Raw genomic sequence first — 22416 nt, 5'->3', positions numbered from 1 at the left:
ACCCGATCACCCGACCTGACTTCCCCGTGCTCTCCGTCCCCTTCGCGACCGGCGACGTCCACGGCGGCTTTTCCGAAGGCCGCGGGGCGATCCGCGTGGACGAAGACGAGGTCGTGATCGAGGTCCAGGTCAAGGTGTTCGGGATGTTCGACCGGAGCGCCGAGACGTTTCGGTTCGAGCTCACGGACCTCGAAGAGGTCCGCCACCAGCGCGGGTTCTTCGGCGACAAGCTCACGATCCGGACGCGACCGATGCGCCTCATCGGCGACGTGCCCGGCGCGACGGAAGGCGCGCTCCTTCTCAAGTTCAAGCGCCGCCATCGCCGCGAGCTCGACGCGCTCCTCGACCGCCTCGACCTGTGGATCACGTGACCGACGCCTCGCCCACGACCCCGTCCGCCTCGGTGCCGAGGTGGAGGGTCTGGCTCGACGCCGCGCGGCCCAAGACGCTGCCGGCCGCCATCGCGCCCGTCCTGGTCGGGATCGCGCTCGCGGTCGAGGCCGGGGCCTTCCACGCGCTCGCCGCGACGTGCGCGCTCCTCGGCGCCGTCCTCATCCAGGTCGGGACGAACTACGCCAACGACGCCGAGGACTTCGTCCGCGGGGCCGACACCGCCGCGCGGAAGGGGCCGACACGCGCGACGGCGGCGGGTCTCGTGACGGCCGGGCAGATGCGGACGGCGGCGGCCGTCGCGTTCGGGCTCGCCTTCGCGGCCGGTATCGCCCTCATCCTCCGCGGCGGCTGGCCGATCCTCGCGGTGGGGCTGGCGTCGATCGCCAGCGGCTACGCCTACACCGCCGGCCGCTACGCCCTCGCCTACACCGGGCTGGCGGACCTTTTCGTCCTCGTCTTCTTCGGGCCGGTCGCCGTCGGCGGGACGTACTACGTGCAGGCGCTCGACCTGCCGGGGTGGGTGCCCATCGCCGGCCTCGGCCCGGGGTTTCTGGCCACGGCCATCCTGCTTGCCAACAACGTCCGTGACGTGGAAGAGGACCGGGCGGCCGACAAGCGGACGCTGGTGGTCCGGTTCGGGCGGCCGTTTGGCGTCCGGCTCTACAACCACTGCATCTCGGGCGCCGTCGTTGTGCCGGCCGCGCTCGCGCTCGTGTCGCGCGATCATCTCGGCGTGCTCGCCGCGGCCGTGCTGGCGGCGCTCCTCGGCCGTCGCCTCGTCCGCACGCTCGCGACGACGGAAGACCCGGCGGTCCTCAACCCGCTCCTCGGCAAGACCGCCGGGCTGCTCTTCCTGTATTCGGTCACCTTCGCCCTCGGCTGGGTGCTGACGTGACGATCGCCGACGTTCGCGTGCTGCCGTACCGGCTGCCCCTCGCGGAGCCGGTCATGTGGAACAGCGAGCGGAGAGAGGCCCGAGATGGGCTTCTTTTTCGGGTCGAGAGCATCGGAGGGCATGTCGGGTGGGGCGACGCGGCTCCACTCCCCGGGTTCAGCCGCGAGTCGCTGGCGGAGGCGGAGTCCACGCTGCGTGACCTCGGGGCGGCGCTCGTGGGGCGCGAGATCGACGTGGGCGCGGGGTTGCCAGGCGGAGCCCTCGCGGCTGCGCTCGACGCCGCGGGCCTGCCCGCCTCGGTACGGTTCGCCGTCGACCTGGCGCTCCTCGACCTCGCAGCCCTCGAAGTCGGGCGAACGCCCCCGCAGGTGCTTCACCCCGACCCCGCGGTCGTCCTCCCGCTCAACGGGCTCGTTATGGGGACCGGCGATGCCGCGGTCGAGTCGGCCCTGTGGCTCGCCAAGGCGGGGTATGTGGCGGTAAAGCTCAAGGTGGGGCGCCAGCGGGTGGCCGAGGACGTGGCGCTCGTCCGCGCGGTCGATGAGGCGTTGCCAGCGGCCGTCGCGCTCCGACTGGACGCGAACCGGGCGTGGTCGTGGGACGAGGCCGTGGCGTTTGCGGAGGGCGTCGACGGCGTCGTGCTCGATTACGTCGAGGAGCCCCTCGCCGAGCCAGAGCGGATGCCCGAGCTCTGGCACGACACGGGCCTTCCTCTCGCGCTCGACGAGACGCTCCAGGAGCCCGGCGGCGGGACCGCGATCCGGGGGTGGGCCGAGGCCGCGGTCCTCAAGCCGACGCTCCTCGGCGGCGTCGCGCGGACGCTGGCGCTTGCGGCGGCGGCGCGGGCGGCCGGCGTGCGGCCCGTGCTGAGCGCGGCGTTCGAGAGCGGCGTCGGGCTCCGAGGCATCGCGGCGTTGGCCGCGGCGACGGGCGCTGAGCCGGCCGGGCTCGACACGTACCGGTGGCTGGCAGCCGACGTGCTCTCGCCTCTCCCGTTTGACCGCGCTCGCGTCGACATGCCTGGCTTGTTCGCGTCGCCACCCGCCGTCTCGATCCCGTGACTGTCCCCGACCCCGTCCGCCATCACGCCGAGACGCGGCCGGAGGCGCCCGCGCTGGCGACTGGCGCCGAGACGTGGACGTGGCATGACCTCGACGTCCGGGTGGGGGACGCCGCCGCACGGCTAACGGCGATGCCCGAACGCGTCGCCGTCTGCGCCGACACGTCGCCCGACCTCGTCGTGTGGGTCCTGGCCGCGCTTCGCACCGGCCGCGTCCTCGTCCCGCTCTCGACGCGGTGGAGGCCGGCCGCCGTCGCCCAAGCGCTCGGCCGGCTCGGTATCGACCGTGCCCTCACCGACGCCGACCTCGCCCGCCTCGGCGCTGAGGCGGAGGGAGACGCGAGGGGAGGGGCGCCGTCGATCCCGCTCGACCGACCGTTCACCGTCGTCCACACGTCGGGCTCGACCGGAACCCCGAAGGCGATCCTCCACACCGTCGGCAACCACGTGTGGAGCGCGCGGGGCGTGAACGAGGCGCTGGGCGTGACCGAGCGGAGCCGGTGGCTGCTCGATCTCCCGCTGTACCACGTCGGTGGGCTCGGCGTCGTGGTCCGGTGCGCGCTGGCCGGTGCGACCATCGCCATTCCTCCGCCCGACCTCGGGCTCGTCGAGGGCATCAGCGGCCTCCGCCCGACCCACGCCTCGTTCGTCGCGACCCAACTCCGCCGGCTGCTCGACGCCGGCGCCGACCTGAGCGGCCTCGACGCCGTTCTGCTCGGCGGCAGCGCCGTCCCGGCCGACCTGTTGGACGCGGCGGTCGAGGCGGGCGTCCCCGCCGTCACCAGCTACGGGATGACGGAGATGACCTCGACCGTCACGGCGACCGCGCCCGGCGCCGACCGAGTCGAGCTCGCGACCTCTGGCCGGCCCCTCCCGCACCGCGACCTCCGCATCGCCGAGTCTGGGGAGATCGAAGTCTCCGGACCGACGCGGTTCGCCGGGACCCTCGGGCCGGACGGCCTTCAGCCCGCGCCCACGTGGCACCCGACGGGCGACGTCGGGCATCTCGACGCCGAGGGCCGGCTCGTGGTCACCGGCCGCGTCGATCTGCAGTTCGTGTCGGGCGGCGAGAACGTTCGCCCAGAAGCCATCGAGGCGGCGCTGCTGGCGCTCGACAGCGTCCGAGAGGCCGTCGTCGTGCCCGTTCCTGATGCCGAGTTCGGGGCCCGGCCGGTCGCCTTCGTCCGCCTCGACGGCGACGCCGAGGTGAACGGGGTCGCGCTGGGGGACGCGGTTCGCGCTTCCTTGCCCGGGTTCATGGTGCCGGTCGCCTTCCACACCTGGCGCGGCGCGGAAGGCCTGAAACCGGACCGCCCGGCGCTCACGCGTGAAGCGGAGCGCCGGGCGGCAGGGTCTGGCGAGAACGGGAGGGGGGACGATCCCCAGTCCCACGTCCCCAGGTCCTAGTCGCTACAGCAGGTCGTTGCGGAAGTCGTCGACCTCGGCCTCGTCGCGGAGGCCCTGGAGCCACGCCTGGAGGACGCGCGAGCGCTTCTGCTGGAGGAGCTGCTCGCGGATCGAGGTCCGGGCGTCCGCCGTGAACTCGCCGTCGGTCGCGCCCGTGAGCGACGTCGTGCGGACGACGAAGGCGGCCTGGTCGCCGGCGATGACGCCGCTCCGCTGGCCCGGCTGGAGCCCGAACGCGGCGCCGACGGCGCGCGGCTCGACGCCGTAGTTCGGGATCGTCCCCTGGACCATGCTGAGGTCCGACACGGTCTCGACGTCCGTCCCGGCCGCGGCGGCGATCGCGCCGAGGGAGGAGGCGCCGTCGAGCGCGTTCTGGAGCGCGGCCGTCTGGACCTCCTTCTTGCGTTCGGTCAGGACCTCCGTCTCGACCTGCCCGCGGACCTCCTCGAAGGGGGCCGGACCGGCCTCGCGGCGCTCCACCAGTCGGGCGACGATGAAGCTACCCCCCGCGTCGAACGGCTCCGACACCTGGCCCTCGTCGGCGCGGCGGAGGAAGCGGAAGAAGTCGCGGCCCAGCTCGAGGCCGGGCACCTGGGCCTGGCTGTCCTGGACCTCGACCGGCGTCGGGGCGATGCCGCGCTCCTGGGCCTCCTCGGCGAAGTCGCGGTCCTCAAGCTCGATAAAGGCGGCGAAGTCCTCGGCCTCGCCGAGCACGCGGCCGAAGTCGGCCTCGACGGGCCGCTCGATCTGGACGAGCTGCACCTCCGACGTGGCCCGGTCCTCGACCAGGATGAGGTGGACGCCGAACGGGCTCTGGACGGGCCCGATCACCTGGCCCTCGGGCGCGGCGAAGGCGGCCTGCTCGAACGCCTCGACCATCCGGCCCTCGCCGAACCAGCCGAGGTCGCCGCCCTGGGCGCTGTTGCTCCGGTCCGTCGAGAACTGACGGGCCGCCGCGGCGAACGAGAGGTCGCCGCTGTTGATCTGCTCGCGGACCTGGCGGGCCTGGTCCTCCGAGCCGGCCGGAAAGAGGATGTGGCGGGCCTTGACGGCCGTCGCGTCGCCGTCGCGGAGGCCCTGGATCCGGGCGACGTAGGCCCGGTCGCCGGCCACCACGGGCCCGACCACGCGGCCCTCGGTCAGGTTCGAGTAGACCGCCGAGGCCAACTCGGCCGGGAGGTCGCCGGCGCCGACGAACGCGGGGTCGACGGCGGCGCCGAACGAGTTGCGGCGGGCATAGGCCACGGGGTCCGGCGCCTGGCGGAAGCCCTGTACGAGGCCCTGGAGCTCGTCCGTCGCGCGGGCCGAGTCGGCCGCGGTCGGGGCCTTGTCGAAGGCCACATACTCGATGGAGTACGACGCGTCCCGCTCGAAGTCCTCGATGTGGTCATCGTAGTAGCTCCGGAGGTCGCGGTCCGAGACCTCGACCTGATCGTCGGGGACGTCGGCGTAGCGGAGCGCGACGAGCTCGGCGGTCGCGCGGCGGTTCTGGCGGACGAACTCGGACTGGAGCTCGGACGGCGTCACGCGCGTCGTGGCCGTGATGAGGGCCGAGAGCTTGGCCTGCCGGCGGTTCCGGCGGACCTGCTCCTCGATGGCCTGGAGTTGCTCCGCGAACTGCGGGTCCTCGACGACTTGCTGGAGCGCGGCCCGGTCGACGCCGCCCTGCCCGTCGGGGAAGACCTGCGCGATGAGCGGGTCGGGGGTCGGGCCCGTGATGAGCTCGAACACCTCGTCGTCGGTGACCTCGACGCCGAGCCGGTCCATCTCGCGCTCGACGAGCGCGTTGTCGACGAGGCTGTCGAACACGCGGTCCTCGATGTTGCGCTGGAGCGAGCCCGTGACCTCGAGGCCCTGGGCCTGGTAGGCGTCGAGCTGCTGGTCGACGGCGCGCTGGTAGAGCTCGCCCTCGATGGGCTCGCCGTCGACCTCGCCGATGGTCCGGCCGTCCGGCCCGAGGCCGACGGCGTCGAATGCGCCGGAGTCCTGGAGCGCCCAGAGGCCGCCGAAGGCGACCACCAGGACGCCGACCATGAAGCCGCCGGCGCGCTCGCGAATGCTGTTCATCACTCCCATGTCGATCCGCCTCCGCGGAGTCTGTCTCGATCGTCGTACTCGAACGGCGCCACCGCGGGAATCGCGCGGCACCGAAACCAGAAACGAGCCGGCGCACGTGGGCCGACTCGTAGGGGCGGAGAAGATACGGGAGGCCCCGGGGGCATCCTGGGGGAAAAAACGGAGGAGTCCCGTCGGCCCGCCCCGCGTCGCCACCGAGGCGGGCCGCCTCGGGCCCGCGCTGGGCCCGACTGCAGGGCCGGCACCAAACGATCGACCGAGGCCGGGTCTCCCCGGGCCTCGGCCCATCGCTCTCTCTCTCCCTCTCGGGAGTCGGGGGCGTGGCTAGGCGGCCACGGCGTGCTGGTCCATCCGCCCGCGGAGCGTCCGGAGCGTCTTGGAGAGGATCTGCGAGATCCGCGCCTCGGTGAGGTGGAACTCGCCGGCGATCTCGCGGAGGGTCAGGCCCTCGAAGAAGTACAGGTGGACGATCCGCTGCTCGCGCTCGGGGAGCCGCTCGACGAGGGCCTCGACGAAGGCGTAGAGCGACCGGCGCTCGGCGTCGGCGTCGGCCGGCTCGACGTCGGGGGCCGGGAGCGTGTCGATGGGGGAGGGCCGGTCGGTGCCCTGGCCGTCGTAGAGCGAGAGGGCGAACCGTTGCTGGGCGTCGCCGAGGAGCCGGTTGTAGGACCGGACGCTCACTCCGAGTCGGTCGGCGACCTGGGCGGCGCGGGGCTCGTCGCCGAGCTCCTGCTGGAGCGTCTGGGCGGTCCGGTTGGCCTCGGCCACGCGGCGCCGTCGGTCCCGGCTGAGGCAGTCGATCGTGCGGAGGAAGTCGACGAGGGAGCCTCGGATCCGGCCGTAGGCGAACGACGCGAACGGCGTCCCGCGCGAGGGGTCGTAGCTCCCGAGCGCCTGGAGCATCCCCAGCATCCCCGCGTTCTCGAGGTCGGCGTAGGACGCGAGCGGGTGGTCCGGGAGCGCGATCCGCCGCGAGAGCGAGCGGACGAGCGGGAGGGCGGCGACGGCCACGGAGCGGGCGTAGTCGTCAGCGCGGGTTCCGTTTGCGTCGCGCTCGGCGCAGTAGCGTTCGACGGCGTCTTGGAGCGAAGAGGTCATGGTCGGTAGCGGCGCGGCCCGGTGGGGTGAGCCGGTCAGGCGAGGCGCGAGCGGCCCGCCGGGCGGACGGCCAGCGCGGCCACGACGAGCGCGGCGGCGGCGAGTCCGAGGGTCTCCAGGAGCGACGCCGCCGGTCGCGCGGCGAGCGCGGCGAGGCAGAGGACGGCGGCGGAGCGGAGGGACCAGGCGGGCACGGGTGAGGTGGGAGGCGTACCGATCCCTTCCGCAAGGGCGGTGCCATCGTCTGCCCCGCTCCCCGCCCGGGCTCGTCGGGAGCCTCGCCGCGCCACATCAGCCGCCCACCATGGAACGTTCCGACGACCCCACGCTGCGTCAGAGGGCTCGACGGGCCGCTCCTCGTCCGTAATCGTCCGACGCCGCGCGGGCCCCAATCAACGGGCGGGGCCGGTACGGATTCGTAACCCCTCGGGTAGAATCGGCGTGGCGCGGGGCAGATTCGTTACGTGACGGGGCCGCCCTCGTCGATCTCCGGGAGCTCCCGGTGGGCCCCGGTGGCGAGGGCCTCCTCGACGGCGTCGAAGAGCCGGTCGACGTCCTCGACCGGGTTCCACACGAACGGCGAGAACCGGAGGAGCCGCCCGCGCCGCGCATCGACGTAGACGTCCTGCGTCTTGAGCCAGCGGACGAGCCGGTCGGCGGCGTCGATCTCGAAGACGACCATGGCGCCGCGGCGGGCGGCCTCGCGGGGCGAGCGGAGCGGGAGGCCGAGCGCGTCGGCCCGCTCGATCCCGCGCGCGCCCTTGGCGAGGGTGTCAGCGCGGACGGCGTCGATGCCGACGTCGAGCAGAATCCGCAGGCCCTCGACGGCGTGGTACATCGACGCGACGGCCGTCGTGCCGCCCAGGAAGCGACGACGCACCTCGGGGTGGTCGGCCGGGGCGGGGGCGAAGGCGAACGGCTCGGCGTCGGCGAACCAGCCGGCGAGGCGAGGCCGGAGGTCGAGCCCGGGGCGGACGTAGAGGTAGGCGTTCCCGCTCGACCCGCAGGCCTCTTTCAGCAAGCCGCCGAAGTAGACGTCGGCCCCGATGGCCTCGACGTCCTGAGGCAGGGAGGCCGTCGCGTGGTAGCCGTCGACGGCGAGGAGCGCCCCCCGGGCGTGCGCGGCATCGGCGAGCCGGCGGAGGTCGGCGTCGGGGATCACCTCGCCGGTCGCGAACCCGACGTGTGAGACGATGACCCAGGCCGTACGGTCGGTGATGGCGTCGGCGATGGCATCGAGGTCGACGGCCCAATCGGCGTTTGCGGACACGTCGACGGGGCGGAGGTCGCGCAGGCCGGCCCACCGCTGGACCGAGTGGCGGACCGACGGGAACTCGCCCTCCGTCATCACCACCTCGTCGCGCCCCTCGAACGGCCCGTCGCACGACAAGAGCGCCTGGACCGTCCAGTGGACGTTCGGCTGGAGGACGCACGTCCCGGCCGGCGCCGCCAGCATCGGGGCGACGTAGGCGTCGGCGAGGTCCTCGGGCATCGACCACCAGCCGGTGTCGTGGCCGAGGCCCCACCGGTCGGGCACGCGGTTCCAGGCGTCGACGCCGCGCTCGGCCCAGTCCTCGCAGAACCCGGCCATGAGGGCGGGGACGGTCCGGGGCATCAGCCCGTGGGTGAAGGCGCGGAGCTCGGCGGCGGGTGACGGAGGGGTGACGAAGCGGTCGCGGAGGTCGAGCACGGGCGGGGGGGCGAGGGCCCCGGAGTCTACGGGCGAGCGCGCTCGCGGACTCGTGCTCAGGCTAAGGAGCCTCCTCAGCGTCCATCGCGGCGACGGCGGCCTCGACGCGCTCTCGCAGGGCGTCGAGCGAGTCCCGGTCGAAGAGCCGCCCACCGAGGATCACGGCCTCGATCTGGCGGACGTTTTCGATGTCGGTGAGTGGGTCGGCGCGGACGAGGATGAGGTCCGCGTGCTTGCCCGCCTCGACGGTCCCGAACGTGCCCCCGAGGCCGACGAACTCGGCGGGGCGGATCGTGGCGGCGGCGAGGGCGTCGGCGGGGGAGAGGCCGGCCTCGACGAGGAGCGCCAACTCGTCGTGGGCGCTCGACCCGAAGAAGCTGTACGTGTCGCCGCCGTCGGTCCCGAGCAGGACCGTCACGCCGGCCTCGTGGGCACGCCGCGTGAGGTCGAGCCCGAGTCGGTGGAACGCGCGGCCCGTCGCCCGGCCTTCGGGCGACGGGTCGAGGGCGATCATCCGGTCGGCGTCGGCCTGCCACGAGTCCCAGACGATGGCGGGGAGGAAGCGACGTCGCGGGTCGTCGCGGAACGCCGGGTCGTCGGCCAGCGCGTCCATCCGGCGCGTCACGTGGGTCGGGACGTACGCCGTGCCGTGGGCGATCATCGCCTCGAACGTCGCGTCGCAGACGGCCGGGTCGTGGTCCTCGACCATCGCGCGCATCACGGCGGGCGGTGGGTTCTGCGAGTGGGCCTCGGCGCGGAACGCGGCCGAGCCGGGGAAGCAGTCGAACAGGAGGTCGCGCGTGTGCTCGACGCTCCGGACGCCGGCCGCGGCCGCCTCGGCGGTCGTCATGGCCAGCGGGAGGTGGCCGGCCGCGTAGATCCCGAGCGCGGCGGCCTCGTCGGCGATCCACCCCAGGGCCTCTGGCGAGAGCCGGTAGTACGTCTTGATGAGGTCGACCCCGCGGCCGTGGAGTTCCCGGACGATCGCCCGCGCCTCGTCCTCGGCGACGGCATAGTCCCACGGCGGGTTGAGCGGGAAGCTGCTCAGCTCGATGAGCCGCGGCCCGACGAGCGTCCCGCCTGCGATCTGGTCCCGCCACGCGAGCATCTGGTCGAGGCAGACCGGGTCGTCCTTGTTCTCGCACTCGGACCCCATCTCGCGGACGCCCGTGATCCCGTGGGCCATGAGCTGGGGCAAGATGATCGTCGGCGCGATCGGGTGCCGGAGGTGGGCGTGCATGTCCCACAGGCCCGGCATCAGGTACCGGCCGTCGCCCTCGACGACCTCGACGCCGTCGGGGACCCCCACGTCAGTGCCGACGGCGACGATCTGCCCGTCGGCGACCACGACGGTCTGGTCGGGGACGACCACGCCCGCCTCGACGTCGATGAGGTGGACGTCGCGGATCGCGAGGTCCTGACCGAGCGCGGGGGGGACGAGGAGGAGGGCGAGGAGCAGGCGCATGGCGGAAGGGGGAGGGGCCTCACCCGACGGCCGCTCGCTCCGGGAGTTGCGCACCGCAGGCCAGCTCCCTCCGCCTCGGGCCCGAGGCGGACCGGGTCGCCCGCCCCCTTCCTAGTCGCCCAGCCCGACGAGCCGCTCGATCACGTCGACGCTCGACACGCCCTCGGCCTCCGCGTTGAAGTTGGTCACGATCCGGTGCCGCAGGACGGGCACCGCGATCCGGTCGACGTCGGCCGCGAGGGGCGTCACACGGCCGTCGAGGAGCGCGAGCGCCTTGGCCCCGAGCACGAGGTACTGGCTCGCGCGCGGGCCGGCGCCGTACGAGAGGTACTGCGTCACAAAGTCGGGCGCGCCGTCACGGCCGGGCCGCGTCCGCGACGCCAGCCGGACGGCGTGCTCGACGACGTGGTCGGCCACGGGCGCGTTGCGGACGAGCGCCTGGTACGCGCCGAGGTCGTCGGCCGAGAGAACGGGGCGGATTTCCGCCGCCTCGCCCGAGGTCGTGCCCTTGACGATCGCGACCTCGTCTGCGAACGGCGGGTAGTCGAGCCACAGGTTGAGCATGAACCGGTCGAGCTGGGCCTCCGGCAGCGGGTACGTCCCCTCCTGCTCGATCGGGTTCTGCGTGGCGAGGACGAAGAACGGCTTCGGGAGGTCGAACGTCTGGCCGGCCGCCGTGACGTGGCCCTCCTGCATCGCCTCCAGGAGCGCCGCCTGCGTCTTCGGCGGCGTCCGGTTGATCTCGTCGGCCAGAATCACGTGGGCGAACACGGGCCCCTTCACGAACCGGAACGCGCGGCGGCCCGTGCCCGGCTCCTCCTCGACGACCTCCGAGCCCGTGATGTCGCTCGGCATGAGGTCCGGCGTGAACTGGATCCGCCGGAACGAGAGCTCGAGCGCGTCCGAGAGCGTCCGGATGAGGAGCGTCTTGGCCAGGCCCGGCACGCCGACGAGGAGCGTGTGGCCGCGCGCCAGGAGCGCCACGACGAGCCCCTCGACGGCCGCCTCCTGCCCCACCACGACCCGGCCGACCTCGGCGCGGAGCTGGCGGTAGGCGTCCGCCAGCGCGTCGACGGCGGCGGGGTCTTTCGGGTCGATGGGCATGGAGAGGGGCGCGGAAGAGGGGAAACGAGAAGAGGCCCGGAGACGGTCGCCTCCGGGCCTCCAAGATCACACGGCCGCTAGCCGCCCGCCGGCGGCTGGTACTGCTCGGCCCGGATGTCGACGTAGACCGTCTCGCGGAGGTCGTCGACCCACTCCTGGAGCACCTCGTTCTGCTTCTCTTGGAGCGCGTACTGGCTCAAGAGCGCGTAGTCGTCGGTGACGGAGAGCGGGTGGGCCGGCGTCCGCTTCTGGAGCAGGACGATGTGGAAGGCCTGCGTGCCCTCGGCGTCGGCGAGGGTGACGGGCGCGGGCTCCGAGATCTCGCCGACCTCGAGCGTGTCGATCGTCGCGCGCCACTGGGGGCCGAGGCCCTCGGCCGAGAGGTCGCGCTGGCGCGTCTGGGGGACGGAGACGTAGCCGCCGCGTGCCGCGCTCTGGGGCTCCTCGGAGTGGCGGCGGGCGATGGCCTCGAACGGCGTCCCGGCCTGGATCGAGTCGCGGAGAACCGACAGCGTCTCGCGCGCCGCCTCGGCCTCGTCCTCGCCCACCTCGACCTGGAGGAGGATGTGGTTGAACGAGATCCGGTTGCCGTCGCGGGAGTTGACGCGGAGGACGTGGTAGCCGAACGGCGTCTCGAACACGGGCGAGATGTCGCCCGGCTCGGCGGCGGCGGCGGCGGCCTGGAAGCGCGGCTCGAGGTCGGTCAGGCGGAGCGTCGTGTAGAGCCCGCCGTTCTGGGTCCCGTCGCGGTTCGTGTTGCCGGGGTCGTCGGAGTACCGGTTGGCGAGGTCCTCGATGGTGGCCTGCTCGGCGAGGATCGAGTCTCGGAGGGTCTCGGCGAAAGCGCGGACGCGGGCCTCGCCGGCCTCGTCGCTGGCGGGGATCTTGACGATGTGCGCCACGCGGACGAGCTCGGGCACTTCGGGCCGCTCGCTCTCCGGGATCCGGTCGAACCAGTCGCGGACCTCGCCCGGCGTCACCTTGACCTCGCGCATCCGGCGGCCCTGGTACTGCTGGAGCAGGAGCTCGTCGCGGACGTCCTCGCGGACCGACACCTTGATCTCGTCGATCGAGCGGCCGTAGGCCTGGACGAGCTGGGGCTCGCCGCCGACCTGCGCCGCGAGTTGGGCCACCTGCTGGTCGACCCGCTGCGAGACGATGTCGTCGGTGACGTTGAGCGTCGTGTCCTGCCGGGCCCGCGCGATGACGATGCGCTGGTCGACGAGGCGGTCGAGCGCGCGGCTCCAGAGGTCCGGCGGCGCCTCGCGTCCCTGCGTCGTCTGCTGGACGAGGGCGTCGACCTCGGAGTAGAGGACGACCTGCTCGCCGACGACGGCGGCGATGCCGTCGAGGCGCTGGCCGGGGGCCACCGGCTGGGCCACGGCACCGGCCGCGACGACGAGGAGGAGGGCGGAGAGAATCGGTCGCATCAGGCGGGAAGGATCGGTCGGGGGGCAGTACGGCCGGAGGGGCCGCCGTATTGCGCGAGAACGGCGTGGAGAGCGGGAGCGCTGGACGGGCCCGGCGTGTCGCCGAGGCGGGCGGACCCATCGCGCCTCACCGGGGACGTCACTCCTCGGGCATCTCGAGGGCGCCGCGGGAGCGGGCCTCGGCCCGGAGCTGCTGGAGGAGCCGGGCCGAGGCGTCGCGCCGCTGCTGCACGCCGACCCGCTCGGCGAGCTCGTCGCGGACGAGCCGGAACGGCGGGACCGTCCCCGCCGGCACGCGGTCGACCACCTGGACCACGTGGACCACGCGGCCGACGGGCACCGCGGCGACCTGGGCGCCGGCCGGGAGCGCGGACACCCGTTCGGCGAGCACGTCGTCGAGCGCGCCGATCTGGCTCTCGGAGACGTACTCGGAGGAGAAGGCCACGGCCCCCTCGGGGTCGTCGGCGTACTCGCGGGCGACGAGGGCGAAGAGCGAGTCGGGGACGGCCGAGGCGACGGCGCGCTGGAACGAGGCGCGGGCGTCCTCGGCGCGCGACGGGTCGCGCAGGCGGAGGTGGCGGAGCCGGACGTACGGCTCGCGGAGGGCGAGGGCCTCGCGGTGCCGGTCGTAGTACGCTTGGAGTTCGGCGTCGGACGGCGTGGCCGGGACGCGGTCGAAGTGGGCGTTGAGCGCGGCCAGCTCGAGCGCGGCCCGCTCCGCCTCGGCGAGGCGGCGGCGGACCGTCGGGTCCTGGTCGAGCCCCTGGCGGCGGGCCTCCTGCACGAGCAACTCGCGCTGGACCCACTGCTCGACGACCTGCTCGCGCGCCGTCACGCTGTCGAGGCTGGCGGGGACGTCGCCCAGCGCGTCCGCCACGTCCCCCTCCGTCAGCGTCGATTCCCCCACGCGAGCGACGACGGTGCCGCCGCCCTGGGCGTCGGGCGGCGGCGTGTCGGCGCAGGCGGCGAGCGCCGCCAGTGCGAGGAGAACGAGGACGCGTCCCGACAAGGCTACCGGGCGCCGTTGGAGATCACGGTCGGTGCGCCCTCCGGCTCGGGCAGCGTCACCGACGACTGGGCAGGCACGCGCTCGGGGTAGGTCTCGGCGTCGTAGCGCGCGCGGAGGCGGGCCTCCCACTCGTCTTCGACCTGGTCCTGGTACCGCGTGATGATCTCAGCGCGGGCCTCCTGGAACGTCTTGTCCCGCGGGGCCTCGATGCCGTCGAGCACGTAGAGGACGCGCTGCGCACGCTCGAGGGCGACCTCGCTCCGGTCGCCGACCTGGAGGCTGAGGACCGCGTCGAGCGTCGAGCCCGTCGAGTCGGCCACGAAGACCGTGTCGAGGCGGATCCGGTTGGCGTCGATCTCGGCCTGGCGGGCGCGGAACGCCTCGGGGGCGCTCATGCCCGCGTCGAGGTCGGCGGCGACGGCGCGGAGGAGCGAGTCGGAGGCGGCGCGGAACGCGAAGGCGCGGCGGCGCTCGGGCCAGCGGAACTCGCCCGGGTGCGCGTCGAAGTAGGCGCGGAGCCCGGCCGTGTCCTCCTTGGCCGGCGTCCACACGCTGTCCTCGGCGATCCGGAAGAGGAGGACCCCGTCGGCGTAGCTCCGGAAGACGCGGGCGAACTCGGGGTCGCGGTCCTCCAGGCGCGAGATCGCCAGCTCGACGGCCTTCTCGTCGACGTAGGCGCGGAACGTCTCGATCACCTCGCCGGCCGGGTGCGGCCCGAACCGCATTCGTGAGACGACCGGGACGAGCTCCGAGAACTGGTAGGTCGAGTCGCCGACGGTCGCGAACGTCTGGTCGTTGTAGGTCCCGAAGCCCTCCGCGCGGACGAACGCCACGAGGGAGTCGGAGGGGACTTGCTCGACGGCCTCGCGCACGAGCGCCTCGTCGTAGCTCCCGCCGACCTCGTCGATGTACTCGCGCCCGACGGCCTGACGGCGGACGGCCGACCGCGGGAGCCGGAGCGCCAGCGAGCGGAGCTCGGGGTAGGCCTCCTCGTACGTCGGCCGCTCGGCGACCTCGGTGAGCTGGATGAGGTGGACGCCGAAGCGCGACTCGACCGGCTCCGAGAGGTCGCCCGGGGTCTGGAGCGCGAAGGCGGCCTCTTCGAACGGCGGCACCATCCGGCCGCGGCCGAACATGCCGAGGTCGCCGCCGCGGGCGCCGGAGCCCGGGTCCTCGGAGTACTCCTGCGCCAGCTCGGCGAAGTCCTCGCCCGCGAGGACGCGCTCGCGGAGCGACGCGATGACGCCGCGGGCCGAGTCGACCGAGACCTCGTCGGAGGTCCGGATGAGGATGTGGCTGGCGCGGATCTCCGGCCGGTTGGCCTCGCGCGCCGTCGGGTGGACGAGGTGGACGCCGAACCGGGTGCGGACCGGCTCCGAGACCTCGCCGACCGGCGTGTCGTAGGCCGCGTCCTCGAAGGCGAGGACCGTCCGGCCCCCCGTGATCCACCCAATGTCGCCACGGTTCGACGCGGCCGACGGGTCCTCGGAGTACTGGGCGGCGGCGTCGCCGAACGAGATCTGGCCGGCGAGGATCGAGTCGCGCAACGCGTTGGCGCGGGCGTAGACGGCGGCCGTGTCGCGCTCGGCCGGGCTCAGGAGGAACAGGACGTGCGAGACGGCGATCTGCTCGGCCTGCTTGGAGTAGAGGTCCTCGATGATGGCGTCGAGGATCCGGCGGTCGGTGAAGTAGGGGCCGGCGAGCTGGTCGCGGTACTCAGCGACCTCGGCGACGTACGACGAGTCGTCGGCGTAGCCGGCCTGGCGCGCGGCGAGGACCTTGAGCTGGAAGTCGACGTAGCGCTCGAGGAAGTCCTGGCGGCGCGCGAGCGGCGTCTGCGTCGTGTCGACGACGGCGCCGTCGGTGGCGGCGTAGGCCGCGTCGAGGGCGGCGAGCGTGAGGGTGTCGGCGCTCCAGGTGGCGACGATGGGCGTCCCGTCGGGCCCCAGCGGGGCCGGCTCGGTCGACGGGCGGGACCCGCCGCACCCGGCGAGGATCGCGGCGGCGAACGTGAAAAGGACGAGGCGGGGCGTGGGCATCTCGGCTCGAAAGGGGGGAGTCTGCGCGCCGGCCTCTCCGGCGCGTCTCGGGCGAGGAAGCTAACCGCGGGGTTTCCCCGGTCCCTCCAAGGTGCGGCGAAAACGCCCCCGGCGGGTCGCCCGCGCTCGGACCCGAGCGGCTGCGCGCTCCTCCGCCTCGGGCGCCGCCTCGCCGAGGCGGAGGCCGCCGCCGCTTGAGGGCGGTCCGTCAAGGGACGATGGAGAAAAACACGAGCGGAGAGCAACGATCCGTTCGATCGCGTGTCTCGACACCAGACACACCCTCCGTCGCCGATGCCGCCCGACGACCCTGCCCTGATCGACGCGTTCCGCCAGGGCGACGAGTTCGCCTTCGTCGCGCTCTACGACCGCTACAAGGGCGCCATCTTCGCCTACTGCGCCAAGATGCTGCTCGACCGGACGGCCGCGGAGGACCTCCTCCAGGAGACGTTCGCGCGGGCCTACGAGCACCGCGAGCGCCTCCTCAACTCGACGTCGTTCAAGGCGTGGCTCTTCACAATCGCCCGGAACCAGTGCCTCAACGCGCTCCGCAAGCGGGGCCGCGAGGTCGGCTTCGAGCCCGAGGCGCCAGAGCCCCCGTCGCGCGGCGCCACGCCGTTCGGGAACCTCCTCAAGAGCGAGCAGGCCGAGCTCGTGAGCCGGACGCTCGACCAGCTCTCGCCGAGCTACCGCGAGGTCGTCGTGCTCCGGGAGTACCAGAACCTGAGCTACGCCGAGATCGCGGCCGTGACCAAGACGACCGAGTCCTCGGTCAAGAGCAAGCTGTTCAAGGCCCGCCGGAAGATCGGCGAGATCCTCCGGCCGTGGCTCCACCCCGACGAGGCGCCGGGGCCGGCGTCCGTCCCTGCCGTCGCCGCCCCCGTCCGCTGAGATGACGTTCGCCTTGTTCCCCTGCCCCGACGAGGACGCCGAAGTCCTCCTCAACGAGTACGTCGACGGCGAGCTGGACCCGGCCCGCCAGCCCGACCTGTTCGCCCACCTCGCCACCTGCGCCGACTGCCGCACGCAGTTCGACGCGCTCCTCACGTTCCGCCTCGCGGCGCGCCAGGAGCCCCTCGCCGTGCCCGCCTCGGCCGACGCGGCGCTGTTCTCGCGGCTCGACCGCGTCCGCCGCCAGTCGCGCCGCGCCCGGATGCGCCGGGCCGACCGCTCGGCGCTCGGCGGCGCCCTCCGCCAGCGGGTCTCCGTCGGCGCCATGCTCGCCATCGTGTGCGTGGCCGCGTTCCTGGGCAGCGTCCTCGCCTCCGATCCTGCCGCTCCGCCGCAGACGCTGGATGAACGCGTCGTCGAGGCCGTCCTCGAAGACGGGTCGCTCTACCTCATCGACCCCGGCGTGACGGTCGAGGCCCCGCGGACCGCCCGCCCCGCCACCGACTGAGCGGCAACGGGGGGGCTCCCGAGTCAGCGCGCGACCGTGACCGTCCGGGTGCGGACGGCGCCGGCGACTTCGAGGCGGACGAGGTAGACGCCCCCGGCCAGACCCGCTGCGTTCCACGTCGCGGCGTGCTCACCCGCCGGTCGGTCCCCGTCGACGAGCGTCGCGACCCGTCGGCCCAGGGCGTCAAACACCGACAGCCGCACCGCCCCGGACGCCGCGAGCGTGAACGGTACGCGGGCCGATGACGCGAGCGGGTTCGGGGTGGGGGCCCCCAACGCGATCGTCGCCAGCGGGGCGCCCTCGGCGGGCGTGTTGCCCTGTGGGGTCCCGCCGAGCATGAACCACGACGGATTGTAGATCGGTTCGGAGAACGCCAGGTACGACGCCTGGAGGCTCTGTCGGTCGACGAAGAGGAGCGAGGCCGTCGAGGGCGACGACACGACGACGGTCTGGTCGTCGGGGGAGAACGAGGGCCGCTGCGCGTCCGTCACGGACGCGCCCTCGACGGAGAACGACGAGGTGCCGAGCGGCGTCACCGTGCCGGCCGAGAAGTCGACGACGTACGTTTCGACCCCGGTCTGGTCGGCCACGTCGAAGGCGAGCACGTCGGGGTCGGTCTTGCTGTACGTCGGGTTGCCGATGTTGACGCCGGACGACTGGGGCGGGAGGAGGTCGTAGATCCGCCCGGACGCGAGGTCGAGTTCGTGGAGCGCCCAGTAGCCGACCTGGGACCCGAGGGGCGCGCCGAGTGGCCCGTATTGGACCTCGTGGTAGGCGTCGAAGGTGAGGAGAGGGGCGGCCTCGTTCGGCGACCACGTCACGACGTCCGGGAAGTCGATGGATTCGTCGCGGATGCCCTCCACGGTCGTCTCCGGCAGGAGGTCGACGGCCCCGAAGTTCGTGCCGTCGAAGAGGTAAATCCGGGGGTCGTTGAGGTACGCGGAGACGAGCGCCACCATGCTTTCGTCCGGCGCGATCGACGCCGTCCAGAGGTCGCCCGGTTCCGCGACGTATACCCCGTCGAACGTGCTCACGGCGCCGGTCTGCGTGTCCGCGAAGGCGAGCCGCCCCTGCGCGTCGACGTACCACACCGAGGTGCCGTCGCGCGGGGCCGAGACCTGCGAGGCGTCCTCCACCGAGAACCGGGCCACGGCGTCGGGGAGGAGGCCGGCCGTCACGTTCTGCGGGTCCGTGAGGTCGAGGAGGCCGACGGTGCCGGACCCCGTGAGGAACGTGACGAGCGACTGGCCGCCAGCGAGCGGGGGGAGGTCGTCGACCCCGCCGTCGGAACCGCCCCCGCCACCGGTCGCCTCACCGATGCCGACCGCTGCGAACGCCGCGCTCACCGCGCCGACTTCGGCGCCCCCGTCGCCGTAGAGGTCACGTGCGGCGCGCTCCATCGCCAGCCGGGCGTCGATGAACTGGCTCTCGCGCGTGAGGTAGCTCGAGAGCCCGCGGTACCAGATCTGCTCCGTCTTCTCGCGGCCGATGGCCTTGATCACGAGCACGGCGGCCTTGTTGGGGATCCCGCTGTTGACGTGGACGCCGCCGTTGTCGACGCTCTCGGGGAGCTGCTGGAACTGGTCCATGTGGGCCGGCTGCGGCTGGTCGAGGGCCGGGTTGTCCGGGTTCTCCAGGTCCCGTCCCGCGATCGACCCGATCACGATGTCCTCGGCAGAGAGGAAGTCGTCGCGGTCGACCATGATCCCGAACACGTCGGCGATGGACTCGTTGAGCGCCCCCGGCTGGTTCTTGTAGACGAGGTCGGCCGTGTGCTGGATCACGCCGTGCGACATCTCGTGGGCCGAGACGTCGAGGGAGCCCGCGAACGGCCCGAAGTTGACGCCGTCCCCGTTGCCGTAGACCATCAGCCGCCCCGTCCAGAACGCGTTCGCCAGCGACTGGCCGTTGCTGTTGATGTGGACGACGGAGATCATCGACTCGTCGTTGCCGTCGATGGCTCGCCGGCCAAACGTGTCCCGGAAGTAGGCGTAGGTCACGGGCATGTTGTAGCTCGCCGAAACCGACGCGGGGTCCGTCCACGTGTTGTTCGTCGACGTGATGTAGTTGAGCCCCGGGTCCTGCTCGATGTCCTGGAAGTTGGCCGTCAGCGTGAGCGTCCCGCCGGACTGGCTGCTCGGCAGCGTCGAGGCGGCCGGGTTGAGGTTGTCGAGGTCGGAGAGCATGAAGGAGGTCCCGTCGTCCGCCTGCCAGGTCCGGAACGACTGCGTCACACCGTTCAAGTCGACCCCCTGGGCATTCTGGAACTGGGCCCGGCCGGCCGGGGCCGCCAGCAGGTGGGGCGCGTCGAGCGAGAGGAGCGGTGCGGGCTCGCCGTGGAGGAACGAGCAGAACCGCGGCAGCCGCTCCAGCACGTCGCCCGAGTGGGCGTCGACGATCATCTCGTACGACTCGATCAGGTTGGCGTGGAGGTCGATGGCGTACGCGAGACGGTGCGCCCCGTTGGGATCCCGGTAGATCACGAGGCGGGGCGCCTCGTCCTCGATCCCGAGCCAGCGGGCCGTCCCCTCCGGGAGCGGCTGCCACCGTCCGAGCGCGTCGAGCGCGGCGACGGCCGCGCTGCGGGCGTCGGCAGCCGAGAGCGTCGGCGTGACGCCGACGCCGCGCGGCGTCGGCTGGTACGTCCCGTTGACGGCGTAGACCGCGCCGTCGCGGTCGAGGTGGACGAGGACCTCCGCGTTCCACACAGGGACGCCCTGGTAGGTCTGGGCGAACCGGACGTGCGTGGCGCCGAGCCCGTCCGTGTCCGCGTCAGTCAGGGCGAGCTCGGCCGACGGGATGTCGAGGAGGAGCGTCGGGGCATAGGCGTCGAGGACGAGCTGGGCCGCGGCGATGCGCCCTGCCGTGCCGGACGTGCGGAGCTGCGCGAGGCCGGCGCTGAGATCGCCCTCCATCCAGCGGACGGTCCCGTTCGGGGCCCGCTCGACGCGGATCGGGGCGACCCCTGTGCTGGGTGTGAACGCCCCGAGGGACCGGCGGATGGGCGCCGCCAGCGGGGCGAGACGACCCGAGGTCACGGGCGTCGCGGCGTCACGGAGCGCCGGCTGGGCGGCGGAGCCTCGCGCGTCCAGGAAGGCCTGGACGGACGGGTAGGTCGGGATCGAGGCGGCGTCGAGGCCGGTCAATGGGCGCCGGTCGTCGGTTCGCTTCTGTGCCGTGGCGGGAACGGCGACGAGGGCAGCCAGCAGGACCGCGAGGACGACGGAGAGCGTGTGGCGAACGGTCATTGGACTGCGGCGTTTGAGGAGAGGAGGCGGGTGAGGCCGGCGTAGAGCGAGTCGAGCGCGGCGTGGGCGCCGGGCTCCCAGGCGGTGGCGTGGACGCGCCCATCGCCCGACGCCTCCATGCGGGCCGTCAGGTTGCCGGGGGCGTCGACGTCGGTGTCGAAGAAGACCGGGTCGAGGCGGTCCCAGAGGGCGCTGAGTTCCGCGGCGTCGAGCGTGTCGGTGGTCGTCGTCCTGCGGTCGGCTCCCGTTCCCTCCCAGGTGGTGACGGTGCCTCGGGCGTCGACCTCGACGCCGCTCCAGCGGCCGGCGAAGCCTCCGCCCTGGCTCAACGCGAGCGCGAAGTCGGGCGGAGCCGGAGGGGCGGCCTCGGGCGTGCCGGCGCAGCCGGCGACGAGGAGGGAGGTGAGCAAGACGAGGCGGGCCATGGAAACGGGGGGCGTCTCCTCCCCAAGCGGAATCCTGGGGCAGACGGGCTCACGGCTCTCCAGAATTGTCGCGGGTCCTCACAAACCCTCCGGGCGAAGCGTCGGGGCACGAGATAGGTTCTGACCCCCGCTCCCCCCCCCTCGCATGTCCGACGCCCCGGTCCGCGTCCGCTTCGCGCCCTCGCCCACCGGCCTCCTCCACATCGGCGGCCTCCGCACGGCGCTCTACAACTACCTCCTGGCCCGGCAGACGGGCGGCACGTTCGTCCTCCGAATCGAGGACACCGACCGGTCCCGCTACGTCCCCGAGGCCGAGCAGGACATCCTCGACGGTCTCGCCTGGGCCAGCCTGACGGTCGACGAAGGACCGACCCAAGGCGGCGACGCCGGCCCGTACCGCCAGTCGGAGCGCCGCGACCTCTACGCGGAGGCCGCGCAGCGCCTCATCGACGGCGGCCACGCCTACGTCGCGTTCGACACGCCGGAAGAGATCGAGTCGATGAAGGAGCGCCATCGCTCGGACGCGAACCCGAACCCGACCTACGACGCCTCGACGCGCGGCGAGATGGCGAACTCGCTCACGCTGGACGCGGATCAGGTCCAGTACCGGATCGAGCGGGGCGATGAGCACGTCGTCCGCTTGATGGTGCCGGAGGAGGAGACGGTGATGTTCACGGACCGCGTCCGCGGCGACGTCGTGTTCGAGACGGCGACCGTCGACGATCAGGTCCTCGTCAAGAGCGACGGGATGCCGACGTACCACCTCGCCAACGTCGTGGATGATCATCACATGGGGATCACCGACGTGATCCGCGGTGAGGAGTGGCTGTCGTCGGTCCCGAAGCACCTCCTGATGTACCGCGCGCTCGGGTGGACGCCGCCGCGCCTCGCGCACCTCCCGCTGATTATGAGCCCGACGGGTGGGAAGCTCTCGAAGCGCTCGGCCGACCGCCTCAACATCCCCGTCAGTGTGGTCCAGTATCGCGAGGCCGGGTTCGAGCCGGAGGCCGTCGTCAACTTCCTCGCGCTCCTCGGCTGGAACCCCGGCGACGACCGCGAGCTGTTCACGCTCGACGAGCTGGTGACCGTGTTCGACGTCGAGCGGATCGGGAAGAGCGGCGTCCAGTTTTCGATGGACAAGCTCCTCTGGTTCAACGGCCAGCACCTCCGCCAGCTGTCGCCGGAGCAGATCGCCGAGCGGGCCCGCCCGGCCGTCGAGGCCAAGCACGGGGCGGTCGACGCGGCCGCGCTCGTCGCGGCCGCCGGGCTCCTCCGCGAGCGGCTCGACAAGACGTCCGACCTCGCCGACGCCGACTACCTCTTCGGTGACCCGGACGCGTATGACCCCTCCGGCGTTAAGAAGCGCTGGAAGGACGACTCCGCCCGCCTCGTCGCCCTCTACGCCGACCGCCTCGAGGCCGACGCCGACTTTACCGAGGCGAGCACCGAGGCGGCCATGCGCGGGCTCGCGGAGGACGAGGCCGTCGGCTTCGGCCGGATCATCCACCCCGTCCGCCTCGCGGCGACGGGCACGCCGGCCGGCGCCGGGATGTTCGAGACGCTCGTCGTGATCGGGCGGGAGGCCACGGTCCGGCGGCTCCGGAAGGCGGCCGACACGCTGGGCTAAACCTGACCCCGCCCGCCTCGGCGCGTCGACCGAGGCGGGCAGGCTGGAGGA

The 22416-nt window shown here is 73.1% G+C and carries 18 protein-coding genes; 7 read left to right on the top strand and 11 right to left on the bottom strand.

What is annotated here, in order from left to right; genetic code table 11:
* Positions 1-26: 26 nt before the first annotated feature.
* Genes BSZ37_RS16295 through BSZ37_RS16280 form a run of 4 tightly spaced genes read left to right on the top strand, consistent with a single transcriptional unit; the run spans position 27 to position 3755 of the window.
* Positions 27-371 (top strand): hypothetical protein, encoded by a 345-nt coding sequence (locus tag BSZ37_RS16295; protein ID WP_095511572.1) that lies wholly within the window; start codon positions 27-29, stop codon positions 369-371.
* Complete coding sequence (locus tag BSZ37_RS16290) at positions 368-1288, top strand: 1,4-dihydroxy-2-naphthoate polyprenyltransferase (protein ID WP_218830533.1); 921 nt, start codon at positions 368-370, stop codon at positions 1286-1288. The genes BSZ37_RS16295 and BSZ37_RS16290 overlap by 4 nt, the downstream gene beginning before the upstream one ends.
* Positions 1285-2349: an o-succinylbenzoate synthase gene (gene menC, locus BSZ37_RS16285; RefSeq protein ID WP_095511570.1), complete on the top strand. Its 1065-nt coding sequence runs from the start codon at positions 1285-1287 to the stop codon at positions 2347-2349. Before BSZ37_RS16290 ends, menC begins: the two co-directional genes overlap by 4 nt.
* Complete coding sequence (locus BSZ37_RS16280) at positions 2346-3755, top strand: AMP-binding protein (RefSeq protein WP_095511569.1); 1410 nt, start codon at positions 2346-2348, stop codon at positions 3753-3755. Before menC ends, BSZ37_RS16280 begins: the two co-directional genes overlap by 4 nt.
* A 3-nt stretch (positions 3756-3758) precedes the next feature.
* Here BSZ37_RS16280 and BSZ37_RS16275 read toward each other — a convergent pair whose 3' ends face one another.
* The 9 genes from BSZ37_RS16275 to BSZ37_RS16240 form a co-directional block, all read right to left on the bottom strand.
* Positions 3759-5822 (bottom strand): peptidyl-prolyl cis-trans isomerase, encoded by a 2064-nt coding sequence (locus BSZ37_RS16275; RefSeq protein ID WP_179299697.1) that lies wholly within the window; start codon positions 5820-5822, stop codon positions 3759-3761.
* A gap of 333 nt (positions 5823-6155) precedes the next feature.
* Positions 6156-6929 (bottom strand): sigma-70 family RNA polymerase sigma factor, encoded by a 774-nt coding sequence (locus tag BSZ37_RS16270; RefSeq protein WP_095511567.1) that lies wholly within the window; start codon positions 6927-6929, stop codon positions 6156-6158.
* A gap of 35 nt (positions 6930-6964) precedes the next feature.
* A complete protein-coding gene (locus BSZ37_RS22150; RefSeq protein ID WP_179299696.1) occupies positions 6965-7123 on the bottom strand; it encodes a hypothetical protein in 159 nt (52 codons plus the stop codon).
* 266 nt (positions 7124-7389) lie between these two features.
* Positions 7390-8619 carry an aminotransferase class V-fold PLP-dependent enzyme gene (locus BSZ37_RS16265; protein ID WP_218830532.1) on the bottom strand — a complete coding sequence of 410 codons (1230 nt, stop codon included), beginning with the start codon at positions 8617-8619 and terminating at the stop codon, positions 7390-7392.
* Between the two features lie 61 nt (positions 8620-8680).
* Positions 8681-10084, bottom strand: a complete 1404-nt coding sequence (locus BSZ37_RS16260) for an amidohydrolase family protein (RefSeq protein ID WP_095511566.1) — start codon at positions 10082-10084, stop codon at positions 8681-8683.
* A gap of 111 nt (positions 10085-10195) precedes the next feature.
* Positions 10196-11188 (bottom strand): AAA family ATPase, encoded by a 993-nt coding sequence (locus tag BSZ37_RS16255; protein ID WP_095511565.1) that lies wholly within the window; start codon positions 11186-11188, stop codon positions 10196-10198.
* A gap of 77 nt (positions 11189-11265) precedes the next feature.
* Positions 11266-12618 carry a peptidylprolyl isomerase gene (locus BSZ37_RS16250; RefSeq protein WP_095511564.1) on the bottom strand — a complete coding sequence of 451 codons (1353 nt, stop codon included), beginning with the start codon at positions 12616-12618 and terminating at the stop codon, positions 11266-11268.
* A gap of 139 nt (positions 12619-12757) precedes the next feature.
* Positions 12758-13627 carry a peptidyl-prolyl cis-trans isomerase gene (locus BSZ37_RS16245; RefSeq protein WP_179299695.1) on the bottom strand — a complete coding sequence of 290 codons (870 nt, stop codon included), beginning with the start codon at positions 13625-13627 and terminating at the stop codon, positions 12758-12760.
* A gap of 2 nt (positions 13628-13629) precedes the next feature.
* A complete protein-coding gene (locus BSZ37_RS16240) occupies positions 13630-15666 on the bottom strand; it encodes a peptidylprolyl isomerase (RefSeq protein ID WP_095511563.1) in 2037 nt (678 codons plus the stop codon).
* 294 nt (positions 15667-15960) lie between these two features.
* Here BSZ37_RS16240 and BSZ37_RS16235 point away from each other — a divergent pair, with 294 nt between their 5' ends.
* Positions 15961-16557: an RNA polymerase sigma factor gene (locus BSZ37_RS16235; RefSeq protein ID WP_095511562.1), complete on the top strand. Its 597-nt coding sequence runs from the start codon at positions 15961-15963 to the stop codon at positions 16555-16557.
* A 1-nt stretch (position 16558) separates the two neighbouring features.
* Positions 16559-17065, top strand: coding sequence for an anti-sigma factor (locus BSZ37_RS16230; RefSeq protein WP_095511561.1), 507 nt, complete (start codon positions 16559-16561; stop codon positions 17063-17065).
* 23 nt (positions 17066-17088) lie between these two features.
* Here BSZ37_RS16230 and BSZ37_RS16225 read toward each other — a convergent pair whose 3' ends face one another.
* Together BSZ37_RS16225 and BSZ37_RS16220 are read right to left on the bottom strand one after the other, a co-directional pair.
* On the bottom strand, positions 17089-20313 hold the full coding sequence (locus BSZ37_RS16225) for a M4 family metallopeptidase (protein ID WP_095511560.1): 3225 nt from the start codon (positions 20311-20313) through the stop codon (positions 17089-17091).
* A complete protein-coding gene (locus tag BSZ37_RS16220; protein WP_095511559.1) occupies positions 20310-20738 on the bottom strand; it encodes a hypothetical protein in 429 nt (142 codons plus the stop codon). Before BSZ37_RS16220 ends, BSZ37_RS16225 begins: the two co-directional genes overlap by 4 nt.
* 145 nt (positions 20739-20883) lie before the next feature.
* Here BSZ37_RS16220 and gltX point away from each other — a divergent pair, with 145 nt between their 5' ends.
* Positions 20884-22365: a glutamate--tRNA ligase gene (gene gltX, locus BSZ37_RS16215; RefSeq protein ID WP_095511558.1), complete on the top strand. Its 1482-nt coding sequence runs from the start codon at positions 20884-20886 to the stop codon at positions 22363-22365.
* The last annotated feature ends 51 nt before the right edge of the window (positions 22366-22416 follow it).

This window comes from Rubrivirga marina (assembly GCF_002283365.1).
Taxonomy (GTDB): Bacteria; Bacteroidota; Rhodothermia; order Rhodothermales; family Rubricoccaceae; genus Rubrivirga; species Rubrivirga marina.
This window is presented reverse-complemented; position numbering and strand designations above follow the sequence as displayed.

Coding starts and splice junctions, on each gene's coding strand:
- BSZ37_RS16275 (WP_179299697.1), bottom strand. CDS start 5,822: ATGAACAGCATTCGCGAGCGCGCCGGCGGCTTCATGGTCGGCGTCCTG.
- BSZ37_RS16270 (WP_095511567.1), bottom strand. CDS start 6,929: ATGACCTCTTCGCTCCAAGACGCCGTCGAACGCTACTGCGCCGAGCGC.
- BSZ37_RS16260 (WP_095511566.1), bottom strand. CDS start 10,084: ATGCGCCTGCTCCTCGCCCTCCTCCTCGTCCCCCCCGCGCTCGGTCAG.
- BSZ37_RS16255 (WP_095511565.1), bottom strand. CDS start 11,188: ATGCCCATCGACCCGAAAGACCCCGCCGCCGTCGACGCGCTGGCGGAC.
- BSZ37_RS16250 (WP_095511564.1), bottom strand. CDS start 12,618: ATGCGACCGATTCTCTCCGCCCTCCTCCTCGTCGTCGCGGCCGGTGCC.
- BSZ37_RS16240 (WP_095511563.1), bottom strand. CDS start 15,666: ATGCCCACGCCCCGCCTCGTCCTTTTCACGTTCGCCGCCGCGATCCTC.
- BSZ37_RS16235 (WP_095511562.1), top strand. CDS start 15,961: ATGCCGCCCGACGACCCTGCCCTGATCGACGCGTTCCGCCAGGGCGAC.
- BSZ37_RS16230 (WP_095511561.1), top strand. CDS start 16,559: ATGACGTTCGCCTTGTTCCCCTGCCCCGACGAGGACGCCGAAGTCCTC.
- BSZ37_RS16225 (WP_095511560.1), bottom strand. CDS start 20,313: ATGACCGTTCGCCACACGCTCTCCGTCGTCCTCGCGGTCCTGCTGGCT.
- BSZ37_RS16220 (WP_095511559.1), bottom strand. CDS start 20,738: ATGGCCCGCCTCGTCTTGCTCACCTCCCTCCTCGTCGCCGGCTGCGCC.
- gltX (WP_095511558.1), top strand. CDS start 20,884: ATGTCCGACGCCCCGGTCCGCGTCCGCTTCGCGCCCTCGCCCACCGGC.